The 17,264-nt window shown below is 72.1% G+C and carries 15 protein-coding genes and 1 pseudogene; 8 read left to right on the plus strand and 8 right to left on the minus strand.

Annotated elements, in window-relative coordinates:
- Window positions 1–5: 5 nt before the first annotated feature.
- The 3 genes from JGS22_RS07715 to JGS22_RS07725 form a co-directional block, all read right to left on the minus strand.
- Window positions 6–2,165, minus strand: coding sequence for a spermidine synthase (locus JGS22_RS07715; protein ID WP_216814881.1), 2,160 nt, complete (start codon window positions 2,163–2,165; stop codon window positions 6–8).
- 254 nt (window positions 2,166–2,419) lie between these two features.
- Window positions 2,420–2,956 carry a DUF2617 family protein gene (locus JGS22_RS07720; RefSeq protein ID WP_211041847.1) on the minus strand — a complete coding sequence of 179 codons (537 nt, stop codon included), beginning with the start codon at window positions 2,954–2,956 and terminating at the stop codon, window positions 2,420–2,422.
- A 544-nt stretch (window positions 2,957–3,500) separates the two neighbouring features.
- Complete coding sequence (locus JGS22_RS07725) at window positions 3,501–3,746, minus strand: hypothetical protein (protein ID WP_211041846.1); 246 nt, start codon at window positions 3,744–3,746, stop codon at window positions 3,501–3,503.
- Between the two features lie 273 nt (window positions 3,747–4,019).
- Here JGS22_RS07725 and JGS22_RS07730 point away from each other — a divergent pair, with 273 nt between their 5' ends.
- Window positions 4,020–5,207 (plus strand): pyridoxal phosphate-dependent aminotransferase, encoded by a 1,188-nt coding sequence (locus tag JGS22_RS07730; protein WP_236073074.1) that lies wholly within the window; start codon window positions 4,020–4,022, stop codon window positions 5,205–5,207.
- Between the two features lie 475 nt (window positions 5,208–5,682).
- Window positions 5,683–5,907 carry a hypothetical protein gene (locus tag JGS22_RS07735; protein WP_211041844.1) on the plus strand — a complete coding sequence of 75 codons (225 nt, stop codon included), beginning with the start codon at window positions 5,683–5,685 and terminating at the stop codon, window positions 5,905–5,907.
- Between the two features lie 167 nt (window positions 5,908–6,074).
- Here JGS22_RS07735 and JGS22_RS07740 read toward each other — a convergent pair whose 3' ends face one another.
- Window positions 6,075–6,662 (minus strand): snapalysin family zinc-dependent metalloprotease, encoded by a 588-nt coding sequence (locus JGS22_RS07740; RefSeq protein WP_308405565.1) that lies wholly within the window; start codon window positions 6,660–6,662, stop codon window positions 6,075–6,077.
- A gap of 435 nt (window positions 6,663–7,097) precedes the next feature.
- On the opposite strand from JGS22_RS07740, the gene JGS22_RS07745 reads away from it, so the two are divergent.
- Complete coding sequence (locus tag JGS22_RS07745) at window positions 7,098–7,358, plus strand: hypothetical protein (protein WP_211041843.1); 261 nt, start codon at window positions 7,098–7,100, stop codon at window positions 7,356–7,358.
- Window positions 7,359–7,686: 328 nt separating this feature from the next.
- The gene (locus JGS22_RS07750; RefSeq protein WP_211041842.1) at window positions 7,687–8,505 is read left to right on the plus strand and encodes a carbonic anhydrase; all 819 of its coding nucleotides are present in this window, start codon (window positions 7,687–7,689) and stop codon (window positions 8,503–8,505) included.
- 211 nt (window positions 8,506–8,716) lie between these two features.
- Here the strand turns inward: JGS22_RS07750 and JGS22_RS07755 are convergent, their stop codons facing one another.
- Both JGS22_RS07755 and clpB read right to left on the minus strand, forming a co-directional pair.
- Complete coding sequence (locus tag JGS22_RS07755; protein WP_211041841.1) at window positions 8,717–9,313, minus strand: type III secretion system chaperone family protein; 597 nt, start codon at window positions 9,311–9,313, stop codon at window positions 8,717–8,719.
- A 122-nt stretch (window positions 9,314–9,435) separates the two neighbouring features.
- Complete coding sequence (gene clpB / locus JGS22_RS07760; RefSeq protein ID WP_211041850.1) at window positions 9,436–12,045, minus strand: ATP-dependent chaperone ClpB; 2,610 nt, start codon at window positions 12,043–12,045, stop codon at window positions 9,436–9,438.
- 530 nt (window positions 12,046–12,575) lie between these two features.
- Between clpB and JGS22_RS07765 the strand changes: the two are divergent.
- Window positions 12,576–12,971: pseudogene (locus tag JGS22_RS07765) on the plus strand (pyridoxamine 5'-phosphate oxidase family protein); the annotation flags it as partial.
- Entirely contained in the window at window positions 12,966–13,565 is a 600-nt protein-coding gene (locus JGS22_RS07770) for a GNAT family N-acetyltransferase (RefSeq protein WP_211041849.1), read from the plus strand. The pseudogene JGS22_RS07765 and the gene JGS22_RS07770, both read left to right, overlap by 6 nt.
- Window positions 13,566–13,675: 110 nt before the next feature.
- Here the strand turns inward: JGS22_RS07770 and JGS22_RS07775 are convergent, their stop codons facing one another.
- On the minus strand, window positions 13,676–14,812 hold the full coding sequence (locus tag JGS22_RS07775) for a helix-turn-helix domain-containing protein (RefSeq protein ID WP_216814882.1): 1,137 nt from the start codon (window positions 14,810–14,812) through the stop codon (window positions 13,676–13,678).
- Between the two features lie 408 nt (window positions 14,813–15,220).
- Here JGS22_RS07775 and JGS22_RS07780 point away from each other — a divergent pair, with 408 nt between their 5' ends.
- Complete coding sequence (locus JGS22_RS07780; RefSeq protein WP_211043745.1) at window positions 15,221–15,742, plus strand: phospholipase A2; 522 nt, start codon at window positions 15,221–15,223, stop codon at window positions 15,740–15,742.
- A gap of 353 nt (window positions 15,743–16,095) precedes the next feature.
- Complete coding sequence (locus JGS22_RS07785) at window positions 16,096–16,515, plus strand: DoxX family protein (RefSeq protein WP_211043805.1); 420 nt, start codon at window positions 16,096–16,098, stop codon at window positions 16,513–16,515.
- A 147-nt stretch (window positions 16,516–16,662) separates the two neighbouring features.
- Here JGS22_RS07785 and JGS22_RS07790 read toward each other — a convergent pair whose 3' ends face one another.
- Window positions 16,663–17,118, minus strand: a complete 456-nt coding sequence (locus JGS22_RS07790; RefSeq protein WP_211043807.1) for a tellurite resistance TerB family protein — start codon at window positions 17,116–17,118, stop codon at window positions 16,663–16,665.
- Between the last annotated feature and the right edge of the window lie 146 nt (window positions 17,119–17,264).

Below are 17,264 nucleotides of genomic sequence, written 5' to 3' on the forward strand. Positions count from 1 at the left end.
GGAGCCTACCCACGGCCCACCGAACATGCGCCGCCCCTGCACCGGGACACCGAGGCGAGTCGAAACTCACCCCTGTGGACGGGCGCACCGGGCCAAATGCCGAGCGCCGCAACGGAGTTCACCACCCTCCGGAACGCCGTACGGCACCAGCGGGCGCGGGGCGCGGCAGGAGCCCCGCACCCGCGCCCGCTGGTGCCGTACGGCGTTCCGGAGGGTGGTGAACTCCGTTGCGGCGCTCGGCATTTGGCCCGGTGCGCCGCACCGGACAGTCGCAGCTCCGGCCCCTCGGCGGCCGGAGCGCTGCCCGACCGGGTGCCCAGCAGGAAACCCCAGTCCCCCGGCGGGTCGTCCGCGCTGCGGCGCTGTGGGCGGTCCGGCGAGTTGCCGAAACCGGAGAGCCGTCCGTCGAGCGCGTACGGGGTGGTGGCCAGGCCCGCCGCCCGCAGAGTGGCGTCGATGGTCCAGAAAGTGCGCGGGTCCGCCACGACCGGGCCCGCGTGCACCGCCAGTCGTCCGCCCTCGGCGAGTGAGCGGCCCAGCAGCCCGTAGAACTCCAACGAGTACAGCTTCGTGCTCGTGGTCAGCCGCGGGTCGGGCAGCGCGGAGACGATCACGTCGTACGGCCCGCCACCGCCGTCCCCGTTGCTGCCGTGATCCGTTCCGCCGTCGCTGCCCCTTCCGCTGCCGCTGCCGCTGCCGCCGTCGCTGCCGCTGTCGCCGTCGCTGCCGCTGTCGCCGTCGCTGTCCGGCAGGTGGTCGCGGAGCCAGCGGAAGGGGTCGGCACTGACTCGGCGCACCCGGGGATCGTCGTGCGCGCCCTCGTTGAGGGTGCTCAACTTCGGGTCCCGGCGGGCGAGTTCGAAGAGTGCCGGATCACGGTCGACCACGGTCACCCGGGAGACTTCCGGGTGACGCAGCACCTCGCGGAGCGCGAGTCCGTCGCCGCCACCCAGTACGAGCACGCGCTCCCGGCGGCCGGTCGCCATCGCGGGGTGCACCAGGCCCTGGTGGTGCCGTGCCTCGTCCGAGCTGCACACACGCAGCCTGCCGTCCAGGAAGAGTTCGAGGCTGCTGCCCGGGTCGGCGTGGGCGGCACGTTCGCCGGCCGCGGCACCTTCGGTGAGCACGATCTCCTGGTGGTCGCTCTGTACGGCGACCCGCACCGAGCTCCCGTACACCGCCCGCCGGGCCGCCTCCTCGAAGGCGGACGAGGCGCAGACCGCCCCGAGCAGCAGCGCCAGCACCAGCACGTTGGCGAGCAGCAGCCGGTTGCGGGTGCGGCGGTTCAGTTCGTGCCGGAAGAGCCACAGCACGACCACTCCCCCGGCGAACACGTTGACCACTCCGACCAGCAGCGCCCCGGTCAGCTGCCCGAACATCGGCAGCAGCAGGAAGGGGAAAGCCAGCCCGCCCACCAGCGCGCCCACGTAGTCGGCGGCGAAGAGGTCCGCGACCGCACCCCCTATGTCCTGCTCCCGGATCCGCTGGATCAGCACCATCAGCAGCGGCATCTCCGCGCCGATCAGCACACCGATCAGCAGCGAGAAGACCACCAGCGCCGTGCGTGACTCGCCGAACCACGCGAAGCAGGCGTGCAGCGCCATCACCGACCCGCCGCCGACCAGTGCGAGCAGCGCCTCGATGAAACCGAAGCCGGCAGCCGCCCGGGCGCACAGCCGTTTCGCCAGCAGCGAGCCGATGCCCATGGCGAAGACCATCAGGGAGAGCACGACGGAGGCCTGGGTGATCGAGTCGCCCGCCAAGTACGAGGCGAGCGCGACGAGTTCGAGCTCGTACACCAGGCCGCAGGCGGCGCAGACGAACACCGAGGCGAGCACCAGCAGCCTGCCCACGCCCGGCCGTACCGGCAGCCGGATGCCCGCCCCCGGCGACTCCGCTTGCTCTGCCGGCTCGGCTTGCTGCCCGTCGAGGCCCGGGCCACCGGCGGAGCCGGCCTCCGCGTCGGCGTCCGGGGCTGCGGCTGCTCCCGCATCCGGGCCGGAGTCACGAGGGCAGGACGGCAGGCCGGCGGAAGACGGCACGGGGGCCGGGGAGGGGACGATGCCCGCCCGGGAGCGGGGTGCGCCGCCGCGGGCGCCGGCCGGCTCGTACGACGGTGCGCCCGTCCTTCCTGCGGTCCCGGGCGGCGCGGGCTGGTCGATCATGCCGTGAACGCTACGTGAACGCCCGGCTTCGTCATGTCACGTGCGGAGAAGGGCAGTTGGCGGCAGGTTTCGACCTCGACCGCACCCGCGACCGACTGCTTCCGGGCGACGCCGCACCCTCGTGTTCGAACAACCCGCGCACACCCGGCGTGACGACGCCGTCCGCCGGCCGCGGACACCGCCCGCGCCGCCGACCCCCGCGAACGGTCCCCCGGCCGGACGCCCCGCGAGGCAGGTCCCGTAGCCGGGGTACGTCACGCCATGGACGCTTCGCGTACCTCGCCCAACGTACGTACGGCGATCCGCGTACGCGTCGCCACCAGCCGGCCCTCCTGCGGGTACGAGTGCCAGGTGCGCCAGGACACCTGCCCCTCGGCTCGCTGCACCAGCAGCGCCGTGAACGCGTGCGGACTGCCGGGGAAGTTGCCGGCCAGTCCGTGCGGATGATCGGCGACCAGCGCGAGCAGCTCCTGGGCACGGCCGGCGAAGGAGCCGCTGCTGAGTGTCTCGACGCGGGCCGCGAACTCGTAGTCCCAGATGCCCACTCGCTTGGAGACGCCCACCGGAAGCGGCGCGCTGCTGCCCGGCATGCACGCGACGGTCTCGGAGCAGACCTCGCCGTTCTCCTCGACCAGCACCTGGTGGGAGGCGCCGAGGAGGCGCAACTGCACCTGCGTGGCGTCGAGTTCGAGGTCCAGGGTGGCCAGGGACGGCAGCGGTTCGTGGCCGAGCGCCCAGGAGAGGTCGCTGGAGCGGGTGTCGGAGTAGGCGGTTTTCAGGGTCGTGAGCATGGGTCGGCTCCGCAAGCACATGTGAAGGATGAACGGTCGTCACCCCTCGGTCTCCACCTCGGGACGAGCAATCGCCGGGTCATGCCCACTGGGGTCCGGACAGGACTTCACCGAATCATGAATTGCGTCAAGTCCACAGCGTTTTTACCCAACTTCGTAGGGTTTCCATACGCCAGAGGGCAGGGGTGGTCAGGTGTTCAACGAGGCAATCCATCACATCGAGTGACTGCCCGGGGAGCACCGGCCGTACGACTCGAACATCTCCGCGGAACCCGGCAACGGGCCTGATCCGGTCCGCCGACTCCGCGAACCGGGCCCGTGCGAGGTGCACACCGGCTCAACCGAAGTGCACGGCAGGGCCGTTGGCACGGCATCCGCCGTTTCGCCCGGACCGCGCCCCGTCGCCCCCTGCCGCAGCGCAACACCGCCCCGCACGCCGCGAGTACGTCCGCACCCGCCGCGAGAGGCGACCCGGCGCTCTCCGGCGCCGCATCAACTCGCCGCGGAAACCAGCCGGTTCACCACACGCGACCGACCGGGAGGATCAGCAGCCACCGCCGCCGTCACCACCGCCGCCGCCACTGCTGCTGCTTCCGCCGCCGTCGCCACCACCGCAGCCTCCGCCTCCGGACCCGCCGTCGTCGCCCCCGCCACCCCAGAACGAGGTGTGGGACGCGCCGGCGGCCCGCGCCTGCGCCGCCCCCTGCGCCCGCTGAAGCCGAACAATCAGCAGACCGGCCACTCCGCCGACCAGCACGATCACTCCCACGACCGCCAAAGTCACCAGCATCGCAACTCCCCCTGTTTCGAACGTCGTTCCGTACAGCCGCGGCTCGGGACCGTCCGGCTCCGCACTGTGCCCGCCGGCCTTCCGCTCCAACGGCCGCGCCCGCACGCTGAGTTCGACGCCACGACGTCCGGTGCGGTTCCCGCCCGGGTGCGGCGCCACGCCGGCCCGGGCCCCGCCGCCCCGTCGGAACGCCGCGTCAACCAGCGCGAACGGCCCGGCGCGCGCCCGCCGGGCCGGTTGGGGAAGGCCACCCGATCACCGAGGATGAGCCGTATGGGACGACCACCGCTGAACCGACGGCTCGCCGAGTTCGGGACGACGATCTTCGCCGAGATGTCCGCCCTGGCCACCTCCACCGGTGCGATCAACCTCGGGCAGGGCTTCCCGGACACCGACGGCCCCGAGGAGGTCCGCGAGGCGGCGGTACGGGCGCTGCGGGACGGACGCGGTAACCAGTACCCGCCGGGTCCGGGCGTGCCCGAGCTGCGACGGGCCGTCGCCGAGCACCAGCGGCGCTTCTACGGGCTGTCGTACGACCCCGACACCGAGGTCCTCGTCACCGCCGGGGCGACCGAGGCGCTCGCCGCCTCGCTGCTGGGGCTCGTCGAGCCCGGTGACGAGGTCATCGCGCTGGAGCCCTACTACGACTCGTACGCCGCCGGGATCGCCATGGCCGGCGGCACCCGGGTGCCCGTCACACTGCGTCCGGACGGCGAGCGGTACCGCCTCGACCCGGACGAGCTGCGCGCCGCCGTCACCGACCGCACCCGCCTCATCCTGCTCAACACCCCGCACAACCCCACCGGCACCGTCCTGGACCGCGACGAGCTGGCGATGATCGCCGAACTCGCCTGCGAACGCGACCTGTTGGTGGTCACCGACGAGGTCTACGAGCATCTCGTCTACGACGGCGAGCACGTTCCGCTGGCGACCTTCGCCGACCGTTTCCCCGGTCTGCGAGAGCGGGTGCTGACCATCTCCTCGGCCGGAAAGACCTACAACTTCACCGGCTGGAAGGTCGGTTGGGTGACCGGCGCGCCCGAGCTGGTGAGCGCGGTGCGGACGGCGAAGCAGTATCTGACCTTCGTCTCCGCAGGACCGTTCCAGTACGCGGTCGCCGAGGCACTGGCCCTGCCCGACCGGTACTACACCGAGCTGGCCGACCGGCTGCGCGCCACCCGCGACCTGCTCAGCGAGGGCCTGCGGGAGGCCGGCCTCACGGTGTACCGGCCGGCCGGCACCTACTTCGTCACCGCGGACATCCGCCCGCTGGGCGAGAGCGACGGATTCGCGTTCTGCCGCGAGCTGCCCGACCGCTGCGGCGTGGTCGCGATCCCCAACGCGGTCTTCTACGACCACCGGGAGGAGGGCGCGCACTTCGTACGCTTCGCCTTCTGCAAGCGCCCCGAGGTCATCCGGGAGGCCGGCGCCCGCCTCGCCCGCCTCGCCAACCGGCCCTGACCCGCCCCCTGTCGGCGCGCTTCGGGCCTGCGGACCAGCCGGACGGTGAGCGGCGGCGCGGCGGTGAGCGGCGCGGCGCTCGTGCCGAATGCCCCGCGCGCTCGGAACAGTCGGCACGCCGGGAGAGATGTTGTCCAACACGGTCCTCCGTCGCCCCAACTCGTGGAGCGCAGAAGGGCATCGGCTCGGCGCACCCGGTCGGCCCGGCCTCGGCCGCTCGCCGACCGCGGCGGGCTACGTTGGGCCTGCCCGCCGGAACCCGGACACGGGCCGGTGCGCGGACTCCGCCGGTACGCGCAGTACGGCTCGGACGTACGACCCGGACGTACGACCCGGACGTACGGCCCGGAGGTACGGTCGGGCCCGGCACCGGAAGCGCGGCGACCGGCCGCGAAGCACCGCCAGGAGAAGGGAAACAGCGTCACCGCACCGCGCTGCACCGCAGCGAGCGAGCGGGAGACGCCGGGACCAGCGTATGGAGTGGTACGACCCCGCCGACCAGCCCGAGGGCGTCCAGTGCGAGTGGTGCCAGGGCGGTGGAGCCGTGGCCCGTGCCACGGCGTACGTCGCCGGCCCGCACCCGTTCGAGGGCCCGATGGAGACCGTCCACCACCCGGCGGAGTGCAAGCACTGCCGGGGCACGGGCATCTACGACTCGGCGCTCGACCCGACGCTGGAGCACGAGTTCCGACGACGCTGACAGCTCCGGGCTCCAGGCCCGGGCTCGACCTCGCGTCCGGGTTCCCGTCCGGCCCCAACCTCCGCCCCGCATTGCACAGTTGGCTCCGAGTCCGTGGGGACTCGGAGCCAACTGTGTTCAACAGCCGTGTGCGCCAAGGAGGTTCTGGCGCGCGGACGTCCGCGCCGTCAGTCCTGGTGGACGCGGCCGACGGTGAGCGGGATGCGCTTGAAGTCCGCATCGCTCTTGAAGTACGAGGCGGTGCCGAAGTTGTCCTCGACGCTCGCCTTCTCCGACTCGTCCGGGTAGGCGTTGGTGCAGTCCGTCCCGGCGCTCGCGCCGGACATCAGACTGGTGCACGGGCCGGGCTTGATGTCCGGCAGGCCGAGGATGTGGCCCAGCTCGTGCGAGGCGATCCGCAGGGTGTCGTGGCCCTCCTCGACGGCCTGGCGCCCCATCCAGATGCGCCCGTTGCCGAGCGAGGTGGTCTGCGCGCGCGGCCAGCCGTCGTCGGCGACGATCGTGATGTTCGCCTGCTCGCCGGCCTCGGCGGGCTCCAGCTGTACGCCGGTGACGCTTTCGTTCCAGACGTCGGCGCCGCCGTCGACGGCCTCGGTGAACTCCTCGGCGCCGGAGGCGTCGTAGGTGACGACGGTGGCGGCCTTCTCGGGGGAGTCGGTGGGGGCGACGCCGGCGAAGGCCTGGCCTCCGGCGAGCGCAAGCAGGGTGGTCGCGCCGAGCACGGCAACCGCGCGCAGGGTGTTCTGAGTTGTCACGGTGTCTCCACTCTCGTTCGTGTGGGGGTTGAAACCAGGTGGAAGGACATGGCCCGACCTCGCCGAACTGCCCGCTGCGAAAGGCGAGTCGGCTCTCGCAGCAGCGACGGAAACAGGGCCGGGCGACGGCCGCGAGGGACACTACTCCGCCCGCCCGTCCCCGTCGACACCCCCTCGTGACCTCACACCGACCCCTCACAACCCCCGGCACGTCCGCGGGAGTCGGGCCCGCCCCGGCGTGCAAAGGGACCGGAACGCACGGGCAAAGGGACCGGAACGGCGACGGAAAGAGAACGGAGAACCCGCCCGGCCCGCACCTTCGGCGTCCCTCCGCCGGGCCGGTCGGGACCAGTCGGCCCAGGCCCGGGAGCGGTTGCCCGCCCGGGCGCCGACGCGCACTCCTGCTGCCCCGGCGGGGCCGCGTAGCCTCGAAGCATGTTGAAACTGATTCTGGTGCTCGTGGTCGTCGCCGCCCTCGTCCTCACGATGGTGACCAGCCGTATGGCCCGGCAGCGCCGGGAGGAGTTCTCGCGCAGGTTCCCCACCTACGAGGACTTCGCGGCCACGGTGGACGGCTCGAAGATACGCGCGGTGCGGGACGGCGAGGGGATGGTGGCCGCCGTCAAGGTGGTGCGCGCCGACTTCCCGGAGGCCTCACTGCTGGACTCCAAGCGGTACGTGGACGAGCTGGACTGACGGCTGCCCCGGACGCCCGGGCGCACGCCCGCCCCGAGGCACGAGGCCGGGGCGCACGCCCGCCCGCCCCGCACCGGCGCTCCCGCGTACGGGAGTTCGCGCACGGCGCCCGCGCACGAGCAGTCGCGCCTGCGGGAGGTGTACGAGGAAGCGCACACAAGATCCCTCCCGTCGACGGGGAGAACGGGCCCCGGACGTCGCGGTGCGCGAGCGGGTTGCTCCCCTGTCGGCAATGAACTGCCCGCGTATTCACCGCAGTTGACCCAAGCCTTGACCAAGACTCCCCAGGAGCCTCGTACGGCTCCGCGCACGTTCATAGGTTCAACTCATGAACCGGAACGAACGTACGGACCACGGTCCTGGAGACTCCGCCGCCCCGACGGCGAACGGCACCACCGCCGTACCGCCGACCACCGCCACCACCGGAACCGTGACCGGGACCGGCAGGCGCGCGCTGCTGCGCGCGGTGGTCGGCGGTACGGCGGTGGTCGGCGCCGGCCTGGCGCTCGGCGGCGGCGCGGTGGCGGCCCCGGCCCGCGGCCGAGGGCTGCTGACCGAGCGGCCGGGCTCCCCGGCCGCGGCGCTGAAGGAGCTGGCCGAGGGCAACCAGCGGTGGCGCCGGATGCGCCAGGAGCACCCGCACGAGTCGGAGGAGATACGTCAGGTCCTGGTCTCCGGCCAGAACCCGTTCGCGGTGGTGCTCGGCTGCATCGACTCGCGGGTGCCGCCCGAGCTGGTCTTCGACCAGGGCCTCGGCGACCTGATGACGGTGCGCTCCGCAGGCGAGGTGCTCGACAGCAGCGTGATCGGCAGCGTCGCCTACGGCGTGCTGGAGCTCGACATCCCGCTGATACTCGTCCTCGGCCACCAGTCCTGCGGCGCGGTCGCCGCGGCGGTCGAGGCGGAGGAGAGCGGCGAGGAGCTGCCCGGCCACCTCCAGTACGTGGTGGAGCAGATCTTCCCCTCGATCGACCACTCACAGCACGGCGACGCCCGTGTCGACGCGACCGTGACGGCCCACGCGCTCAACGTACGGCGGCAGTTGGCGGCCGAGCCGGATCTGGCGGAGCGCATCGCGGACGGCCGGCTGGCCGTGGTCGCCGCCCGCTACGAGCTGGCGGACCAGCGCGTCCACCGCATCTCCTGACCCCGGCCGGCCCTCACCGCAGCGAGCGCCGCCCTCCGAAACCACCACCGAGCCGCGCAACGGCAGCCGCATCCCCGTCGCATCCCCGCCACACGGCCGACAGCAGCCGCACCAGCGTCGCGTCCGCGCTCCGGCCCGCCCGGGACACGACGACGGCCGGCCCCGGGTTCCGCACCCGGGGCCGGCCGTCGTCGTCGAAGAACGTGCGGACTCAGGACTTGGCGTCGCCGGTCCCGCCCTCGCCATCGGTCTTCTCGCCGTCGGCACCGTCGGCCTTCTCGCCTTCGGCCTTCTCGCCGTCGGCGGATTCGGCGTCCTTCTCCAGGCCGAGGGCCTCCACCAGCCACTTGTCGAACTCGATGGACGCCCGCACCCAGCTCACCGTGGAGGAGACGAAGTGCTCCAGCGCGACGCCCATGCCGATGAGGGTCTGGGCCTCACCGATCAGACGTACGGTGCCGTCGTCGTGGGTGTGGGTGTAGACCTTCGGCCACAGCGTGCGGCGGTTCCAGTCGTCGATCGACTCAAGGAGCTTGCCCTTGTCCTCGATCGGGTGCGGACGGTCGTAGAAGGTGCGGACGGAGAAGACCTGCTGCTCCTCCTCACCGCGGAACATGAAGTACGTGCGGAATTCCTCCCACGGCGCCGCGAGGTCGCCCTCGTCGTCGACGACGTACTTCAGCTCCATCTGCTCCAGGAGCTGCTTGACGAGCTCCTGGTCCGGGACGACCGGTCCCGCCGGGCCACCGCTCTGCGGCTCTGGCTGCTGGCCCCCGAAATTCGGAATCGAGGACGGGTCGATGCTCACGTGTGGAACTTCCCTTCGTACGAGTCCGGCCATCCTCCCTCACCCCCGCCCCTTCGTGGCAAGCCGAACCGGCCACGAAAAGGGCGGGCGGGGTGCGAAAGGGCACGTCCCCGGCACGGACGTCACTCCGGCGCGTCGGGGCGCACCGCGGTGACGCGCAGCCCCCGGCCCTCCTCGCCCGTCGCCGTGACCCGCACGGTGTCGCCGTCGTGGACCTCGCCGCCCAGGATCTTCCTGGCCAGCTGGTCGCCGACGGCGGTCTGCACGAGTCTGCGCAGCGGCCGGGCACCGTACGCCGGGTCGTTGCCCTCGACCGAGAGCCACTCCAGCGCCTCGGGCGTGATGTCCAGGGTCAGCCGGCGGTCGTTCAACCGCCGCTGCAGGCTGTCGATCTGCAACTGCGCGATGCGCTCCAGCTCCGGCCCACTGAGCGCGGAGAAGACCACCAGATCGTCCAGCCGGTTCAGGAACTCGGGCCGGAACGCCGCCCGTACGGCCGCGAGCACCCTGTCCCGCTGCTCCTCGGGCTTGGCGAGCCGGTCCAGCAGATGCTGGCTGCCGAGGTTGGAGGTCAGCACCAGGATGGTGTTGCGGAAGTCGACCGTGCGGCCCTGCCCGTCGGTGAGCCTGCCGTCGTCCAGCACCTGGAGCAGGATGTCGAAGACCTCGTGGTGGGCCTTCTCCACCTCGTCCAGCAGCACGACGGTGTACGGCCGCCGCCGCACCGCCTCGGTCAGCTGGCCGCCCTCCTCGTACCCGACGTAGCCGGGCGGGGCGCCGACGAGGCGGGCGACCGAGTGCTTCTCGCCGTACTCGCTCATGTCGATGCGAACCATGGCCCGCTCGTCGTCGAAGAGGAAGTCGGCGAGCGCCTTTGCCAGTTCGGTCTTGCCGACGCCGGTCGGGCCGAGGAAGAGGAAGGAGCCGGTCGGCCGGTCCGGGTCGGCGACCCCGGCCCGGGAGCGGCGCACCGCGTCGGAGACGGCGCGCACCGCCTCGCCCTGGCCGATCAGCCGCTGACCCAACTCCTCCTCCATGCGCAGGAGTTTCTGGGTCTCGCCCTCCAGCAGCCGGCCGGCCGGGATGCCCGTCCAGGAGGCGACGACGTCGGCGATGTCGTCCGGACCGACCTCCTCCTTGACCATGGTGTCGCGGGACACCTCCTGCTCGGCCTCGGACGCCTCCACCAACTGCTGTTCCACGGACGGGATCTCGCCGTAGAGCAGCTTGGACGCGGTGTCGAAGTCCCCGTCGCGCTCGGCGCGTTCGGCCTGGCCGCGCAGCTCGTCAAGCCGCTCCTTGAGCTCGCCGACCTGGTTCAGGGACTGCTTCTCCTTGTCCCAGCGTGCGTTGAGCTGCCGCAACTCCTCCTCTCGGTCGGCCAGATCGCGCTTGAGCCTGGCCAGCCGCTCCCGCGAGGCGACGTCCGACTCGCTGCTGAGCGCCATCTCCTCCATCTTCATCCGGTCGACGGAGCGCTGGAGTTCGTCGATCTCCAGGGGAGAGGAGTCGATCTCCATACGGAGCCGGGAGGCGGCCTCGTCGACCAGGTCGATCGCCTTGTCGGGCAGGAAGCGCGAGGTGATGTAGCGGTCGGAGAGCGCGGCGGCGGCCACCAGCGAACTGTCCGCGATCTGCACCTTGTGGTGCGCCTCGTACCGGCCCTTGAGCCCGCGCAGGATCGCGATGGAGTCCTCCACCGACGGCTCGGCGACCAGCACCTGCTGGAAACGCCGCTCCAGCGCCGGGTCCTTCTCGATGCGCTCGCGGTACTCGTCCAGCGTCGTCGCACCGACCATCCGCAGCTCGCCGCGGGCCAGCATCGGCTTGAGCATGTTGCCCGCGTCCATCGCGGAGTCGCCGCCCGCGCCCGCGCCGACGACGGTGTGCAACTCGTCGATGAAGGTGATGATCCGGCCGTCGCTCGACTTGATCTCCGCGAGGACCGTCTTCAGCCGCTCCTCGAACTCGCCGCGGTACTTGGCACCCGCCACCATCGCGCCCAGATCGAGCGAGACGAGCCGCTTGTCGCGCAACGACTCGGGCACGTCGCCCTTGATGATCCGCTGGGCGAGGCCCTCGACCACGGCCGTTTTGCCGACGCCCGGCTCCCCGATGAGGACGGGGTTGTTCTTCGTGCGCCGCGAGAGCACCTGGACGACCCGGCGGATCTCCTGGTCGCGGCCGATCACCGGATCGAGCCGGCCGTCCCGCGCGGCGGCGGTCAGGTCCGCGCCGAACTTCTCCAGCGCCTTGTACGTGCCCTCCGGGTCCGGCGAGGTCACCCGCTGGCCGCCGCGGCTGCGTTCGAAGGCGTCCAGCAGCTTCTTGGCGGTGGCGCCCTGGTCCTTCAGCAACTCGCCCGCCCGGCCGCCCCGTTGGGCGACGCCGATCAGCAGATGCTCGGTCGAGACGAACTCGTCGCCCAGCTCCCTGGCACGCTGCGAGGCGTCCGCGATGACGGCCAGCAGCTCGCGGTTGGGCTGCGGTTTGGCGACCGTGTCGCCCTGCACGCGGGGCTGTGCGGCGAGCAGCCGCTCCGTACCGCCGCGCAGCGCCGCCTGGTCCGCGTCGACCGCGGCGAGGAGGTCCTGGATGTTCTCGTTGTCCGTCCCCTCCAGCAGTGCGAGGAGGAGATGGGGCGGGGTGATGTCGCTGTGGCCGTCGGTGAGTGCGCGGTTGTTCGCCGCGCCGAGCGCGTCCCGGCTCTTGTTGGTCAGCTCGGCTTCCACGTGCGGTCGCTCCTCCTTGGTGTCGTCGATGTCTTCGACGGCGCCGTCCCGCCGCGGCAGGTGCCGGGGCGGCGGTCGGGTGTCGGGCAGTTGTCGGGTGTCGGTCGGTGTTCTGCGGGCCGCCGGCCCACGGGCCACCGGGGCTCGGACGGGGGCGCTGAACGGTGCGCGCCGACCGGCCGGACCCGCTCGGCCCGGCGGGGCGGTCGCGGTCGGGTGCCCCGGGCGGAGGTCACGGAACCACTCCCGATCCCATGGGGGCCCGTGAGATCCCCACGGGCCCCCATGATGTCAGCCCCGTTCTGCCCTGACTGCTCCAACGTACACAAAGTTGAGTCCATTCCACTCAATGAAAGTTCCGCAGCCCTCCCCGGGCTGCCTCCTGCCGCGCTTCCCACCGCGCTTCCGCCGCCCTCGCCGCCGCCCCTCTCGCCCCTCGGCTTCCCGGTCCGGCGGCACCCGCGGGCCCGGCCCGGTGGGACGCTCACCCGCCCCTGCCCGCAGGCCGGCCGTTCGCATACGCTCGCGCCATGGCGACAGACGTGTGCGACCCCGACCCCGCCTACCTCGATTTCTGGCGCGAGCACCTGCCGTGCACGCTGACCACCCCGCGGCAGGACGGCACCCCGCACGTCGTCGCCGTGCACGCCACGTACGACCCCGAGGCCGGACTCGCCCGGATCATCACCAACACCAGGAGCCACAAGGCCGCCCACATTCGCGCGGCGGGCGAGAACGGCGCCCGGGTGGCCATCTGCCAGGCGTCGGAAGGGCGTTGGGCGACGCTGGAGGGCGTCGCGCGGGTGGTCGAGGACGAGGAGGCGGTGGCCGAGGCGGTGCGCCGCCACGCCGAGCGCTACGAGCGCACCCCCGCACCCAATCCGGACCGGGTCGCCGTGGAGATCACCCTCACCCGGGCGATGGGGAACGTACGGGTGCGCAGGCCGAAGGAGAAGACCCTCGCCGGGGCACTGGTCACACTGCGCACCGTGCGGGACACGGACGTCCCGCAACTCGCGGAGATCCGCCGCCACCCCGAGGTGTACGCATACTGGCGCGGCGGCGAGGACCTCCTGGCCGCGGTGCGCGAGGACCTGGCCGAGGAAGGGACGGAGACCTTCGCCGTGCTGCACGAGGGGCGCGTGGTCGGCGCCGTCGGCTGGTACAGCGAGGACGAACCGGACTACCGGCACGCCGGGATGGACCTCTACCTCTCCCCCGCCGTGCACGGAAAGGGCCTGGGCACCGACACGGTGCGCACGCTGGCCCGCCACCTCGTCGAGGACCGCGGCTTCCACCGGCTGGTGATCGATCCCGCGGCCGACAACGCCGCCGCGATCGCCTGCTACCGGAAGGTCGGCTTCCGCCCGGTGGGAACCCTGCGCAAGTACGAGCGGAACGCCGACGGCAGAGGCTGGCACGACAGCCTGCTGCTCGACCTCCTCGCGGAGGAGCTGACCCGACCCGACGGTGACGCGGCGAACGACGCGGACGGCACAGCGCGGGGGACGACGCACTGACGCGGACGGCGGCCCGACGCGGACGACAGAGCACGGAGGACGGCGCGCGGGGAACGGGGCGCAGGGAACGGCGCGGCACCGGCGGCGGTGCGCCTTCCGGGCCGACTGCCCTACGCCGCCCCGGCGTTGACCCGAGCGGCACCGCCCCGAGCGGCACCGCCGTACGCGGCGCTGTCGCGCGTCGCACCGCCGTACGCGGCGTCGGAAGCGTCACCCGACGCGTCGCTGTCGCCGGCGCTCTCCGTCCCGGACGCGTCCTCCTCGCCCGACACCTCTCCGTCGTCCGTCGCCTCCCCGTCACCGGAGGGGCTCGGGTCGTCGGAGGGCTTCTCGTCCTCGGGGGTGGTGGAGGGCGCGGGCGGCGGGGGGAGCGGCTCGGCGCCGCCGGGCTCGGAGCAGACGGTGAGCGGCCGGTCCCGGCCCTCCTTGATCTTGACCCCGCAGGCCCGCACCGAGGCGGGGTACGGCGCGTTCATCATCATCGAGAAGACGTCGCGGTCGTAGCTGATCGCCCGCTCCTCGCTCTGGCTGCCCTTGCGCGGCACCACCCGGGCGATGTCCCCCACCTCGGCGTGGCTGATCCTCGCCCAGCCCGCACGGCAGCTCGGGCTGTAGCGCAGCTCGATGAAGCTGCCGTCGAACTCGCGCAGCGCGGCGGTGTAGGCGTCCAGATCACATCCGTGGGACGCGGGGTTCTTGCCCTGGCAGTCCTTGCCGACGCAGCCGACCGGCCCACCGTCGCTGGTGGCCGGCGCGTTCCCCTCGGCGTCCCCTGCCGAGCTGAGCCGCAGCACGGTGAAGCCGCCCAGCAGCAGCACGGCGACGAGCGCTCCCGCGAGCGCGGCCCGACGGGTGCGCAGTACGGCGGGCACGGCGCTCTCCAGCCGCCGCGCGCGCCGTTCCTCGCGCACGCCGCCACCGCCGCGGAGCAACTCCGCGCCGGAGTACCCGGTGGGTCCGGGAACCTCGCGGGGGCCGAGCGGAGCGGCCTCCTCGCGGCCGTCCTCCGCCAACTGCTCGTCGTCCGCCTCGCGTTCGGCGGCCCGGTGGCGGGCCTGTGCGGCCAGGTCCCACAGGAGCAGCAGCCGGTCCGGTTTGACCCCGACGGCGCGTGCGAACGCCGCGACCGCGGTGCGCGGCGGGAACTTCTTGCCGTTGAGATAGCGCTCCCAGGAGGACTTGCTGACACTGGTCCGCTCGGCCAGAGCCGCCAGCGTCAGCCCGCTGCGGGTACGCAACTCCCTCATGTTCTCGGTGAGTTCGCGAACACTTTCCGATACGCCATGATCTGGGTGCTCTTCGCCTGACATCCCACGCCCCGGTAGGTCCAACGTTCCGCTCATGTCTAGCAGTGCCGGGCGCGGAGATCGACAGCCCCGCCCGGAACAGCACCGGGCCCAGCGCTCCCCCACCCGTCCCACAGCGTCCCACGACGCGACTGGGACGAGACCCGAAACCCCAGATCAGGCCCGCTGCGGGAGGCAGTCGTCCCAGTGCGGCGGCATCGGGCTGGTGGCGGTCCCCCCAATTTCCGCACAGTGAGGGCGTCTTGAGGACACGGCCCGCGAACAACGGCCGCCGCACGGACTCGTACGACGGCCGCCGCACACTCGGGCCGGCCGCCACCGCCGTACACCACCCACGGGAGTACGCCCATGCGCAGGACGCTCAGAACCACGGTCGCGGCCGTGGCGGTCACCGCCTCGGCGGCACTCGGCGGAGGTCTGCTCACCGCCGCCCCCGCCGCAGCAGCACCCCTCGCGGAGGAGACCGCCGCGAGCAGCCAGAGTTCGGCACGCTCGAACCTGAGCGTGGCGAGGGGGTACATGAACCTCAGCCACACCCAGTTCGCCGGGCTGAAGAAGGTCAAGCCCTTCAACTGGACGAACAACGGCTGCTCGGTTCCCACCGGCTACGCGCCGTACATGAAGACCTTCACCACGTCCTGCAACCAGCACGACTTCGGCTACCGCAACTTCGGCTCCGCCGCCAAGGGGCTCGAGCTCGACCCCACCAGGACGGCGAAGAACTGGATCGACGCCCGCTTCAAGGCGGAGATGCGCCGTGCCTGCAAGACCAAGTACAAGAAGGGCAACCCGCTCAAGCTGTGCAACTCGGCAGCAGCCGCGTACCACTTCGCGGTGAACAACGCCGGGGACAAGCACTTCTTCGGCTGATCCGGGTCGCCGGGCGGGCGGCGGGCGGACGCGGAACACGGGGGTGTTCGCGTCCGCCCGCCATCCGCATGTCCGCGCCCCGCCCTCGCCACCCGTACCCCGCCGCCCGCGCCCACCGCCCGCGCTTCCGCGCCCGTACGCGCCCGCCACCTGTGCTCCGGGCCCGCGCGCCCGTACGCCGGAGCCGCGCCCGCGCACCGCACCGCACCGCACCGCACCGCACCGCACCGGGGTCGTCCTTACCGCCACTGACCAGGGACGACGCCGCTCTGCGGGGCCAGGGGAAGCGGCCTACGCTGGGAGAGGCGCCGAAGCGCCCGAACCGGTCGCCGCCGCACCCGCCGGAGGACGTGATGGATGTACTCGTACTGATCGGACGGCTTCTCCTCGTCCCGCTCTTCCTGGGAGCGGCCGTCGGGCATCTGACGAAGAGCAAGGGCATGGCGCAGTACGCCGCGTCCAAGGGCGTACCCGCCCCGAGGCTCGCCGTCCTCGGCAGCGGGGTGCTCCAACTGGTCGCCGGGCTGAGCCTGCTGCTCGGCATCTGGCCGGATGTCGGAGCGCTGCTGCTGGTGCTCTTCCTGCTGCCGACAGCGGTGACGATGCACAACTTCTGGGCCGAGTCGGACCCCGGCACGAGATCGACCGCGAGCCTGATGTTCCAGAAGGACCTCGCGCTCGCGGGGGCGGCGCTGATGCTCTTCGCCTTCTTCGCGTACGTCGGCAACGACCTCGGACTGACCATGACCGGCCCGCTCTTCAACCTCTCCTGAACCGACCCGCCCCCGCAGAGCCGGAACGCGGGCACGACGCGAGCACACCGGCGAACACGGGCGAACACGAACGCCCCGTTCCTCTCCGGCCGAACGGGCCGCGGGAGACGGGGCGTTCCCCTCACGCGCTGCGAACGGGGTCCGTGGTCACAGGTCGAACTCGTGCGGCGGGATGCCCAGCGCGAAGCAGGCCTCCTTGACGACCGCACGCTCGTCCTGGTCGAAGTCGCCGTCCGCGCCACCGATGACAATGCCGATCTGGATGACCGCACGCGCCTCGGTGGGCTTCTTCTCCAGCTTGCCGACGGTCTGCATCAGCTCGACCTTGTTGAGCTCGTAGTCGGCGGTGAGCTTCTGGCAGTTGTCGTCGAAACGGCTCTGGAGGTCCTGCGGCGGGAAGTTGCGGAGCACGTCGTTGCTCGCGATCAGCGCGGAGACCCGCTGACGCTCAGCCGGGTCGATCGAACCGTCGGCAGCCGCCACCAGCGCACACATGGCCATGCTCGCGTCGCGGAAACCACCGCTCTTCAACTCGTTCTTCTTTTCGTTGAGTTGAACCTGCATCGTCGATGCGGACTCCTTGATCCGGTCCCACAGCGCCATCTGTATCTCCTCAGCTAGGTGAGCGGACAACTCGGACCGCTCCGTATCTCCGGAAGCTACCAACTCCCGGGGCCCGGGGCCCCGGGAGTGGCTGAATACCGACCCGCCGGAAGACGGTTGTACGCAATCGGGGCACCTCCCGGCAC

The sequence above is a fragment of the Streptomyces tardus genome, from assembly GCF_018101125.2.
GTDB lineage: Bacteria > Actinomycetota > Actinomycetes > Streptomycetales > Streptomycetaceae > Streptomyces > Streptomyces tardus.